9 protein-coding genes are annotated in these 11,014 nt (G+C 59.3%); 8 read left to right on the top strand and 1 reads right to left on the bottom strand.

All coding sequences use genetic code 11. From position 1 onward, the window contains the following. Positions 1-2 precede the first annotated feature (2 nt). Genes F6X42_RS34510 through F6X42_RS34475 form a run of 8 tightly spaced genes read left to right on the top strand, consistent with a single transcriptional unit; the run spans position 3 to position 10,094 of the window. Complete coding sequence (locus F6X42_RS34510) at positions 3-785, top strand: SDR family NAD(P)-dependent oxidoreductase (protein ID WP_187638448.1); 783 nt, start codon at positions 3-5, stop codon at positions 783-785. A gap of 34 nt (positions 786-819) precedes the next feature. Continuing rightward, entirely contained in the window at positions 820-3,288 is a 2,469-nt protein-coding gene (locus F6X42_RS34505; protein WP_187638447.1) for a GcvT family protein, read from the top strand. Between the two features lie 17 nt (positions 3,289-3,305). Then, positions 3,306-5,345, top strand: a complete 2,040-nt coding sequence (locus F6X42_RS34500; RefSeq protein ID WP_187638446.1) for an oxidoreductase — start codon at positions 3,306-3,308, stop codon at positions 5,343-5,345. A gap of 46 nt (positions 5,346-5,391) precedes the next feature. Further along, the gene (gene purU / locus F6X42_RS34495; RefSeq protein ID WP_187638445.1) at positions 5,392-6,267 is read left to right on the top strand and encodes a formyltetrahydrofolate deformylase; all 876 of its coding nucleotides are present in this window, start codon (positions 5,392-5,394) and stop codon (positions 6,265-6,267) included. A gap of 34 nt (positions 6,268-6,301) precedes the next feature. Continuing rightward, positions 6,302-7,192: a bifunctional methylenetetrahydrofolate dehydrogenase/methenyltetrahydrofolate cyclohydrolase FolD gene (gene folD, locus F6X42_RS34490; protein WP_187638444.1), complete on the top strand. Its 891-nt coding sequence runs from the start codon at positions 6,302-6,304 to the stop codon at positions 7,190-7,192. A gap of 54 nt (positions 7,193-7,246) precedes the next feature. Next, complete coding sequence (locus F6X42_RS34485; RefSeq protein WP_187638443.1) at positions 7,247-7,996, top strand: electron transfer flavoprotein subunit beta/FixA family protein; 750 nt, start codon at positions 7,247-7,249, stop codon at positions 7,994-7,996. A gap of 14 nt (positions 7,997-8,010) precedes the next feature. Then, on the top strand, positions 8,011-8,958 hold the full coding sequence (locus F6X42_RS34480; RefSeq protein ID WP_187638442.1) for an electron transfer flavoprotein subunit alpha/FixB family protein: 948 nt from the start codon (positions 8,011-8,013) through the stop codon (positions 8,956-8,958). Positions 8,959-8,972: 14 nt separating this feature from the next. Beyond that, complete coding sequence (locus F6X42_RS34475; protein ID WP_187638441.1) at positions 8,973-10,094, top strand: aminomethyl transferase family protein; 1,122 nt, start codon at positions 8,973-8,975, stop codon at positions 10,092-10,094. A gap of 322 nt (positions 10,095-10,416) precedes the next feature. On the opposite strand, the gene F6X42_RS34470 is transcribed toward F6X42_RS34475, so the two are convergent. Continuing rightward, entirely contained in the window at positions 10,417-10,953 is a 537-nt protein-coding gene (locus F6X42_RS34470; protein ID WP_187638440.1) for a hypothetical protein, read from the bottom strand. Positions 10,954-11,014 lie beyond the last annotated feature (61 nt).

Raw genomic sequence — 11,014 nt, 5'->3', positions numbered from 1 at the left:
GGATGTCTCGTTTCAAGGACAAGACGGCGCTCGTCACGGGTGCAGCCTCCGGGATTGGTCTTGAGCTCGTATGTCAGCTACAGCGGGAAGGCGCGAATGTCATCGCTGCGGACATTGGGTTCGATGGAAAGCTACCGCTCAAAGCTCAACTCAATCTGGACGAGGTGTTGCTCGACGTTCGCGGTGACGAAGACGTTCAACGCGTCGTGAGCATGGCAATCGATCGTTGGGGTCAAATCGACGTCCTGGTCAACGCAGCGGGCGTGATGGTGGCAGACGATGTCGAGGAGATCCGCGACGAGACATGGAACACCATCCTCGATGTCAACCTCACCGGCACTATGCGCATGTGCCGCGCAGTGTTGCCTCACATGCGTCGCCGCAGGCGAGGTTCGATCGTCAACGTCTCATCGGTCGCCGCCTTCAATGCGTCGGCGGGCATGGCGTCTTATGCCGCCAGCAAGTCGGGCCTCGTTGCGCTGACGCGGGCCCTGGCGAACCGCTATGGCGCCGACGGCGTTCGCGCAAACTGCGTTTGCCCGGGATGGGTGCGCACGCGTATGAGCGAGGCCGAAATGGCAGAGTTTGCCGAGACGAATGGAACGACAGTCGAACAGGAGTTTGGGCGGGTGGCCCAGCGCATCGCGCTCGGCCGTGTGGCTGTTCCATCGGAAATAGCGACGTGCATCGCATTCCTCGCTTCCGACGACGCATCCTTTGTGACAGGCGCAGCCCTGGTGGCCGACGGTGGAGCGCGTACCGCAGCCCTCTCTCGTTTGCACTAGTGCGACCGGATTCAAGATACCGAAGGTGTTTACTATGACTCAATCTCTGCCTGAACGTGCCCGTGTCGTCGTGATCGGCGGCGGCATCATCGGCGCTTCAACTCTTTATCACCTGGCCCACAAGGGCATTTCCGACGCTGTGCTGCTAGAGCGGGACCGGTTTGCCAGCGGTACCACCTGGCATGCTGCGGGTATCGTTGGTCAGTTGCGTGACTCGAAGGCGCAAACGGAGCTTGCACAGTACACGACGCGACTGTTCCAGTCTCTGGAAGAGGAAACCGGACAGGCCACGGGTTATAAGGAAAACGGGTCGATGACCGTTGCGCTCACGCCCCAGCGCCTGGAACTGATTCGTCGCAATGTTTCAGCTGCCAAGCGGATGGGCGTGCCTTGTCTCTACCTCACGCCGGAGGAGATCAAGGAGCGGTGGCCGTTGCTGCGAACGGACGACTTGCTGGGCGGCCAATTCGTGCCTTCAAACGGTCAGGTGAACCCGCTCGACGTGACGGCCGCGCTCATAAAGGGTGCAAAGCAGAAAGGCGCGAAGGCCTTCGAGAACACGCCTGTGGTTGACGTCGTTGTCAAGGACGGGAAAGTCCAGGCGGTCAAGACTACGCATGGCGATATTGCCTGCGAACGGGTGCTTCTGGCCGGCGGTATGTGGACCCACGCGTTCGCGAAAAGGCTCGGCATTTCCGTGCCCTTGCACGCGGCTGAGCACTATTACATCGTGACGGAAGCGTTGCCTGGGCTCGCGCGTACGACGCCGGTGCTCACGGTCGCCGACGAACGTGCCTACTACAAGGAAGACGCCGGCAAACTGCTCGTAGGCTTCTTTGAAGCAACGGGAAATGCGTGGCCGAAGCGGGGAATGGAGATTCCGTCGAGCTTCTCATTTTCGGAACTCCCGCCGGATATGGACCATATGGAGCCACAGCTCCTGTCAGCATTCGATCGAGTGCCGGTGCTGCAGAATACCGGAATCCAGTTATTCTTTTGCGGTCCCGAAAGCTTCACACCGGACGGCCGGGCCTACATGGGTCCGAGCGCGGAGGTCGGCGGTGTGTACGTGGCCGCCGGGTTCAATTCGAACGGCATCCTGTCATCTGGCGGCGCAGGAAAGGTGATGGCGGACTGGCTGATCGACGGTCTGCCGCCCGTCAGCATGGGTGCGCTGCACGCGCAGCGAGCCTTGCCGTTCCAGGCCAACGACCGCTACTTGCGCGAACGGGTGGGAGAGTCGCTTGGCATGCATATGACGCTGCACTGGCCCGGCCACCACGTACATACTGCGCGAGGGGTGCGCCACTTCCCGCTTCACGACCGACTCATTGCAGCCGGCGCAGTAATGGGCGAGCGAATCGGCTGGGAGTTTCCGCTGTATTTCGACGAGCCCGGCGCACAGTTGCCCGACGAGCCCAGCCTCAAGCGACAGGCGTGGTTCCCGATGGTGGAGCGCGAATGCCTGGCCGCCCGCGATGCGGCACTGCTCGTCGATCAGAGCTGCTATGGCAAGCTGCTCGTCAAGGGACGCGATTCGCTGAAGGCGCTGGAACACGGGTCCGCCAACCGTATTGACGTACCGGTGGGGCAGTCCGTCTATACGCATTGGCTGAACGACCGGGGCGGCATCGAGGCCGACATCACCATCACGCGCCTCGCCGAGCAAGAGTTTTTTGTTGTCACGGGGCACCCAAGCCAGGTCCGCGACCGCTGCTGGTTCGAAGCTCATCTGGACGCTTCGTGGAACGTTCAGATCCACGACGTCACGACAGCGTATGCCATGTTCTCGTTGAGCGGTCCGCGCTCCCGCGAGATCCTGCAGCAGGTAACCGACGCCGATGTCTCCAATGCGGCATTCGCTTTCGGACAGGCGAGGTTAATGGACGTCGGACTGGCCCGCTGCTGGGTGTTGCGCCGTAGCTTCCTTGGAGAGCTGGGATACGAGTTCTATCCGACGAACGACGTCGCGAGGCACGTTTTCGGCGAATTGATGAGCGCTGGCGAGCCGCGTGGCATGCGCCTTGGAGGCTTCCTGGCAATGAACCATTGTCGCCTCGAGAAGGGCTTCGTGCATTTCGGTCACGACATCGGCGAAGACGATACACCGCTGGAAGCGGGTCTCAGGTTCGCAGTCGCGTGGGACAAGGATGTGAACTTCATCGGCCGCAATGCGCTGGAACGCCAGCGTGACGCCGGGCCTCTCGAAGTGCGGCTGGTGAACCTCAAGGTGCGCGAAGCGAACCTTGACGATGGCCCGTATCTGTACCGTAACGAGCCTGTCTGGAAGGGCGACGAGCTGGTGGGCTATGTAACGTCCGGAGCGTGGGGTTTCCGGCTCGGCGGCTCGTTTGGCATGGCGTCCGTCAAACGTAAGGGCGGGGTCACCCCTGAGTGGCTGCGCGAGGGTGGATTCGAGGCGGAGGTAGCCGGCGTCCGTCATTCGGTAGATCTACAGTTTAGCGGCTACTACGACCCGAAAAGCGAGCGCATGCGCGGCTGACCCCTGAGGAACTCGAGATGGATGAACGATACAACGTGCTGTTTGAACCGGTGAAGATCGGCCCAGTCACGGCGAAAAACCGATTCTTTGCCGTCGCTCATAGCGCCGGAATGGGCTTTGCACAGCCCCATGCAACCGCGGCGCTTCGCGCGATGAAGGCGGAGGGCGGCTGGGCAGTTGTGTGTACCGGAGTCTGCGAGATCGATGAGACGTCGGACATGATGGGCCATCAGAACGATCGCCTTTGGGACGATCACGACGTCGCCTGTCATCGGCTGGCAACCGATGAAATTCACAAGCACGGCTCCCTCGCCGCAGTCGAACTGGCCCATCTCGGTCTCGGTGCCCGAAACCTGTACAGCCGTGTACCTGCATTGGGTCCGGGCAGTCTGAAATGTACCTCGTCATATGTGCCGACGCAGTCCATGCCCATGACAATTGCGGACATCCAGGCGTTTCGCGCCGCACATCGCCGCGCCGTCGGGCGAGCGGTGGCGGCTGGTTACGACATTGTCTATGTCTACGCCGCACACGACCGAGCACTCCCGCTCCATTTTCTGTCGACCCGCTACAACAAACGCACGGACGAATATGGCGGCTCATTGGAGAACCGCATGCGTCTCTTGAAGGAGTTGATCGAAGATACGATCGACGAAGTGAGGGGGCGTTGTGCCGTGGCGGTCCGCTTCGCGGTGCATGACTTCACTGGAGCAATATCCGCCAAGGAAGAAGGACGCGCAGTGATCGAGGCGCTCGGCGAGTTGCCGGATCTATGGGACGTGAATGTCAGTCCGTGGTCGTTCGACTCATCAACTGCCCGTTTCGCCGAAGAGGGCTTTCAGGACGAGTACATCGGCTTTGTTAAGGCGCTCACATCGAAGCCAGTGGTAGGCGTTGGCCGCTTTACGTCTCCTGATGCGATGGTGTCTCGCATCAGGCGCGGGCTCGTCGACTTCGTGGGTGCTGCTCGCCCCTCGATTGCCGATCCGTTCATTCCAGAAAAGGTGCGAACCGGGCGAATTGAAGAGATTCGCGAGTGCATTGGTTGTAATGTGTGTGCGTCAACGGAAATGTACGGTGTGCCGATTCGCTGCACGCAGAACGCAACCATCGGCGAAGAGTGGCGCAAGGCCTGGCATCCGGAGCGGACGTCCAAGTTCCCCGGTCAGCAAAGCGCGCTGATCATAGGCGCTGGTCCTGCGGGACTTGAGGCAGCACTGACTCTGGCACAACGGGGCGTAGAGGTGTCGATCGTTGATCGCGAGAGTGATCTCGGCGGACGGATCGAATGGGAGTCGAAGCTCCCTGGGGCGCAGACCCTCGCACGGGTGCGCGATCATCGCATCTATCAGCTGGAGCGCATGAGCAATGTTCAGATCTACCGGCGCTCGCCGGTTGGTGTTGACGACATTCTGCAGTTCGGCGCCCAGCGCATTGTGCTCGCGACGGGATCCCACTGGAGGACGGATGGCGTGGGGCCGGCGACACCGAATGGAATTACAGGGCTGGAGCATGTTCATATCCTGTCACCCGAAGCAGTTGTCGGCGGTGCTGCAATTGCGGGGCCGGTTGTGGTGTACGACGACGATCACTATTACGTAGGACATGCGGTTGCTGAGTGGTTGCGCGCCAAGGGCTACGACGTCACGCTTGTCACGCCTCTGGCCGATGTCTCCCAATGGTCGTACTACACGCTCGAGCTCAGGCGGATCGAGGAGCGTCTGGAGGATGCTGGAATTACGTGTGTCACGAAGACGAGGATCAAGGCGGGGCGTTCCGGCGCCTTACTCCTCGCCAGCGGAAGGAAGGAATCGAGCATAGCATGCGGCACGTTCGTGCCCGTGACTCTGCGCACCCCAGACCGAATGCTGATGGACGAACTGGAGGCTCGGCGCAGCGAATGGCAGAACGCGGGCGTCGAGTCTGTCGACCTGATAGGGGACGCGATGGCGCCGGGAACGGTTGCCGCGGCGGTCTACGCGGGAGCGGCCTATGCCAGGGAGCTCGGAGAAGCGCGCCGCAGCGAGTCTTTCCTGCGTGAGCGCGCGGTTCTTTAGCGCACGGTACCGCACGATCCAGTTCATTGAACCTGTTGAGATAGACATGACATATACGACCAAGCTTCCAAACACCTACACACTGCGCGTGACGTGTCCGGCCACCACGGGGATCGTTGCTGCGATCAGTGGTTTCCTCGCCGAACATAACTATTACATTAACGAAATGTCGCAGTACGACGACGAGGAAGCGCAGCGCTTCTTCCTCCGCTGCGTTTTTCAGGTGAACGGTGAGATCAAGGACGATGACCGTGACATGCTGGTTGGTTTCGAAATGCTGGCGGACCGCTTCACCATGGAGTGGTCGGTTCGGCGAACCGATCGCGCCCGGAGGGTCCTGTTGATGGTTTCCAAGTTTGATCACTGCCTTCGTGACCTGCTATACCGTTGGGAGGCAGGTGAGCTGAATATGGAAGTGGCCGCAATCGTATCGAATCACGAAACCCTCAAGCCGATCGCGGACAGGTACGGCCTGAGGTTCTTGTACATCCCCATAACGCCGGAGACGAAGTCGAAACAGGAAAATGCGCTGCGGGCGGTCATTTACGAAAAGAAGGTTGATCTGATCGTTCTGGCTCGCTACATGCAGATTCTGAGCGACGATATTGCCCGCGAATTGCATGGGAATTGCATCAATATTCACCATTCGTTCTTGCCCAGCTTCAAAGGTGGGTCGCCATATGCGCAGGCGCACAAACGCGGTGTCAAGCTGATCGGCGCCACGTCGCATTACGTCACCGGCGAGCTGGACGAAGGTCCCATCATTGAGCAGGACATTCGCCGCGTTGACCATCGCTACTCCGTCGCGGAGATGCAGGCGATGGGCCGGGACGTGGAATGTCAGGTGCTCTCCAGGGCACTGAAGATGCACCTGGAAGACCGTGTCTTCCTCGACGACAACAAGACGATCGTCTTCTCCTAAACACGATTTGACCTCTAGGCTATTGAGACGCGATATGTCCGCAAAAGTGATTGACGGCAAAGCCCTCTCCCGGACGATCCGGGAAAAGCTCGCTGGGCTCGTCGAAAAATTGAAACAGCAACACCAGATAACCCCTGGCCTTGCCGTCGTTCTGGTCGGGGACGATCCAGCCAGCGAGATTTATGTGCGCAACAAAGCCCGGCAGACCGTCGAGGTCGGCATGCAATCGTTCGAGCATAAATTGTTGCCGACTGTCAGCCAGAAAGAACTCCTTGACCTGATTGCAAGGCTAAACGCCGACCCGGCGGTGCACGGAATCCTGGTGCAGCTACCGCTGCCCGGTCACATCTCCGACAAGCAGGTGATCGAGAGCATTGCTCCCGCGAAGGACGTCGACGGATTTCATCCCGAGAATGTCGGGCGGGTCGCGAGCGGAGAGGGCGGGATTGTTCCTTGCACCCCGATGGGTTCGATGATGCTGATACGTGACGCGCTGGGTGACATTGCCGGGATGAACGCCGTGGTTGTCGGTCGATCGAACATTGTAGGGAAGCCGATGGCGCAGTTGCTGTTGGCGCAGAACTGCACGGTTACGGTCGCACACTCCCGTACTCGGGATATTCCCGCGCTGGCGAGAACAGCGGACATCCTGGTGGCGGCCGTTGGGCGCCCTGAAATGATCAAGGGGGACTGGGTGAAACCTGGCGCCTGTGTCATCGACGTCGGGATCAACCGTGTTTTGAACGTTGGCGGTGAGGGGTACAGAGTTGTGGGCGATGTCGACTATCGCGAAGTGGCAGAAGTGGCCGCCTGCGTCACACCGGTTCCCGGTGGCGTCGGACCGATGACAATCGCCTGCCTTCTCGCGAACACCTATCTGGCGACCTTGGCAATCCACGGCATCTCATCGGACGCAACTTTCTGAGAGCGAGCCCGTACACGATCGGGCATCTGGAATAAACAGTTATGGGATGGAACTATGAAGGTGATGGTCGCGGTCAAGCGAGTCTCAGACTCGAATGTCAAGGTACGAGTCCGTTCCGATGGGCTTGGCGTTGACGTTAGCAACATCAAAATGTCGATGAACCCGTTCGACGAAATCGCGGTCGAAGAAGCGGTACGCCTGAAGGAAGCCGGCGTGGCGACCGAAGTGATCGCGGTGTCCGCGGGTGTCCTGCAGTCGCAGGAGACCCTGCGCACGGCACTGGCGATCGGCGCGGACCGCGCGATCCTGATCGAATCAAATGAAGACCCGCAGCCGTTAGCGGTCGCAAAGCTGCTCAAGGCGCTGGTAAACAAGGAACAGCCTTCGTTGGTGATTTTAGGCAAGCAGGCGATCGACGACGATTCGAATCAGACTGGCCAGATGCTCGCCGCGCTGGCTAATCTGCCGCAAGCGACGTTTGCGTCGAAAGTTGTCGTGACAGACGGTAAAGCTACTGTGTCGCGCGAGGTGGACGGCGGCACGGAAACGTTGTCGCTGACGCTGCCGGCCGTGGTCACAACCGATCTGCGCCTGAACGAGCCGCGTTATGTCACGCTGCCCAACATCATGAAGGCGAAGAAGAAGCCGCTGGAAATCGTGAAGCCGGAAGACCTCGGAGTTGATGTCACCCCGCGCCTGAAGACGCTGAAAGTGGTCGAGCCGCCGAAACGCGGCGCCGGTGTAAAGGTGCACGACGTGAAAACGCTGGTCGAGAAGCTGAAGACCGAAGCCAAGGTGCTGTAAGGGAGTGAAGGCAAATGACGATTCTGGTAATTGCGGAACACGATAGCGCGACGGTGAAGGTCGCGACGCTGAACACGATGGGGGCTGCGGCAGTGATCTCCACTTTCCTCGACAAGGAAATTCACGTGCTGGTGGCCGGTCACAACGCGCAGGGCGCGGCCGACGCGGCTGCGAAGATCGCCGGCGTATCGAAAGTGCTGCTCGCCGACGCGCTGCAACTGGAAGCTGGTCTCGCGGAAAACGTCGAAGCGACGGTGCTGAACATCGCAAAGAATTACACCCACATCCTCGCGCCCGCGACTGCTTACGGCAAGAACATTACGCCGCGTATCGCAGCCAGGCTCGACGTCGCGCAGATCAGCGACATCACCGCAGTGGATTCTGCGGACACGTTCGAGCGCCCGATCTACGCGGGCAACGCGATCGCGACGGTTCAGTCTCAGGACCCGATCAAGGTCGTCACGGTGCGCATGACCGGTTTCGACGCGGTGGCAGCCGAGGGCGGCAGCGCTGCAATCGAGAAGATCCAAGCCGCCGCAGACGCAGGCATCTCGCAGTTCGTAAGCCGTGAAGTGACAAAGCTGGACCGCCCGGAACTGACCTCCGCGAAAATCATCGTCTCGGGTGGCCGGGGGCTGGGCAATGGCGAAAACTATACGAAGGTTCTCGAGCCGCTGGCGGACAAGCTGAACGCAGCGCTCGGCGCCTCGCGCGCGGCAGTCGATGCGGGCTTCGTGCCGAACGACTACCAGGTCGGCCAGACCGGCAAGATCGTCGCGCCGCAACTGTATGTGGCGGTGGGCATCTCGGGTGCGATTCAGCATCTGGCCGGGATGAAGGACTCGAAAGTCATCGTCGCGATCAACAAGGACCCGGAAGCGCCGATCTTTAGCGTCGCCGATTACGGACTGGTGGGGGATCTTTTTGACTTGACACCAGCGCTAGTAAATGAACTTGGCTAACCTGCGGAGTAAAAATGCTTAAACACACACCGTATTATCACAAGTTGGTTGCGGCTGGAGCGAAGCTGCAGGATCGTGGCGGATTCGCCACGCCGAATTTCTTCTCGTCCGTCGCGGACGAGAACACGGCCGTGCGCGAGCGGGTCGGCATGTTCGATGTCTACTATCAGGTTGGCGTGGAGGTAAAAGGCAAGGATGCAGAGAAATTGCTGGAGCGAGCACTGGTCAATGACGTCAGGCGGATGCGCGACGGCGGCGTGCTATACAGCTCCGTTTGCAATGAGAAGGGTGGGATCGTTGATGACTTGACCTGCTTCCGGTTTGACGGCAACAAGTTTTGGCTCTCGCCGACTCCGTCAAGGGTTCACGCAGTCGTCGAGGCGGTCAGCCGACTCATCGGTTCATTAAGTGTGACGGTAACTAACCTTGGTTACTCAAACGCATATCTTTCGATACAGGGGCCCAACTCCCGCGAATTGTTGTCTGAGTTGACCGACGCCGACGTTTCGCGCGACGCCCTCAAGTATTTTTCGTTTAAGACGGGCAGTGTCGCTCAGGTGCCGGAGGCAATGATTTCGCGTACCGGGTACTCGGGCGAACTCGGCTACGAGCTTTTCTTCCCGGTCGAATACGCCGAGCATGTTTGGGATGCGGTCGCGGATGCCGGTAGGAAATTTGACATCAGGCCTTGTGGGATGAAAACGATGCGTTCGCTGCGCATCGAGAAGTCGTATTTGCTGTATGGCCTTGATATCAATGAGAACACCGACCCCCTCTCAGCCGGATTGGGCTGGACGGTCAGGTTTGACGACCGGGATTTTGTCGGACGCTCCTCGCTCGATCTGTTAGCCTCGACGGGTGTCTCAAGTCAGCTGCGGTTGATCGACACAGGGTCGATCAATCCAATCCTACACGGTGAAAAGGTATTCCACAACGGAGAGGAGGTTGCGGTGGTGACCTCGGGTGATCCCGGTTTTCATCTCGGGAAGACCTTTGCTTTTGCATACCTTCCGACCGCGCTCGCAGTGGAAGGCACCGAGGTGGAGATCGGTCTTGCGGACGAAAGCGGGAAGGTCGCTGGCACCGTTTTGTCTCAGGCACCATATGATCCGATGCGGAGCCGGTTGACGTCGTGAGTTAGTGCGGTCCACAGTGCGAACTCAGAAAGTGTCCGTCTGACCGCTCGCGATAAACTAGTTCAATTTATTTGAGCATTTGGTCTGTGCGGAACGACCAAAGATTCCAGGGCGTCGCCATTGACCGGAAGATTCGCGAGTACTGTTTAGCGCAGTCTGCTCCCCCATATACGAGGACATCCGATAGCGCTTCACCTATTGCACGTTAGTCGCACGCCATAGACGCGTGCACACGCTCCGAGGTCGTGTGCCGCGCCTTCGACCAGCATGCCTACACGGCATGGACTCGTATCCAGCGCAATCAGCGCGACGCGATACATATTCAGCGGCGCGTAGGCGCGAATCGCAGGTATGTCAGAAGCTGCTCCACTGATTTATGCCCAAGGCCCGCGAGTTCCATAGTACAAAATGATAATAAAGCGTCTTCATGAGCGACTGCTGCAGCGAGTGCGCACATGGCTGTCAGCGCCCCACGATGCGCGATCTCGTGATAGATATCCCGGTAATACAAAACGTCGCTTCGGAAACAGGATATGAACTCGGACCATGGCTGCGTCTTTAAATGCGCCGCCTTGCGCCGGCCCTCTAAAATCGCCTCGCTGGGGTCGGGCAGATAAATCTGGTGTGCAGTCAGGCACGAGCGCAGGCGGGCTTTCGTCTCATTCTCAACCTGAAGGATGATCGCGAGTTTGTATCTTTCGTCGAGGTCTTCAGCTTGCGCCAACATGGTATTGAAGAAGGCCTCGCCCTCTACTTCTCCTTGATGGAGGAAAAGAAGGTCGGCAGCTTGTTGAGTAAGCGGCTCGCGATGGCCGTTGTAGACGGGCGCAAGAATCGGCATCAAAGTGATGTCCATCATTTTCGAAGTGGTGGACACCATTTTGTCAGAGCCAACTCAGAGGCCTGGCAGCCGTAAAGGC

It is taken from the genome of Paraburkholderia podalyriae (assembly GCF_014397785.1).
Taxonomy (GTDB): domain Bacteria; phylum Pseudomonadota; class Gammaproteobacteria; order Burkholderiales; family Burkholderiaceae; genus Paraburkholderia; species Paraburkholderia podalyriae.
This window is presented reverse-complemented; position numbering and strand designations above follow the sequence as displayed.

Excerpts from the sequence above, each read along its gene's own strand:
- F6X42_RS34485 (WP_187638443.1), top strand. The coding sequence starts at position 7,247 with ATGAAGGTGATGGTCGCGGTCAAGCGAGTCTCAGACTCGAATGTCAAG.
- F6X42_RS34510 (WP_187638448.1), top strand. The coding sequence starts at position 3 with ATGTCTCGTTTCAAGGACAAGACGGCGCTCGTCACGGGTGCAGCCTCC.
- F6X42_RS34500 (WP_187638446.1), top strand. The coding sequence starts at position 3,306 with ATGGATGAACGATACAACGTGCTGTTTGAACCGGTGAAGATCGGCCCA.
- F6X42_RS34505 (WP_187638447.1), top strand. The coding sequence starts at position 820 with ATGACTCAATCTCTGCCTGAACGTGCCCGTGTCGTCGTGATCGGCGGC.
- folD (WP_187638444.1), top strand. The coding sequence starts at position 6,302 with ATGTCCGCAAAAGTGATTGACGGCAAAGCCCTCTCCCGGACGATCCGG.
- F6X42_RS34470 (WP_187638440.1), bottom strand. The coding sequence starts at position 10,953 with ATGATGGACATCACTTTGATGCCGATTCTTGCGCCCGTCTACAACGGC.
- purU (WP_187638445.1), top strand. The coding sequence starts at position 5,392 with ATGACATATACGACCAAGCTTCCAAACACCTACACACTGCGCGTGACG.
- F6X42_RS34475 (WP_187638441.1), top strand. The coding sequence starts at position 8,973 with ATGCTTAAACACACACCGTATTATCACAAGTTGGTTGCGGCTGGAGCG.
- F6X42_RS34480 (WP_187638442.1), top strand. The coding sequence starts at position 8,011 with ATGACGATTCTGGTAATTGCGGAACACGATAGCGCGACGGTGAAGGTC.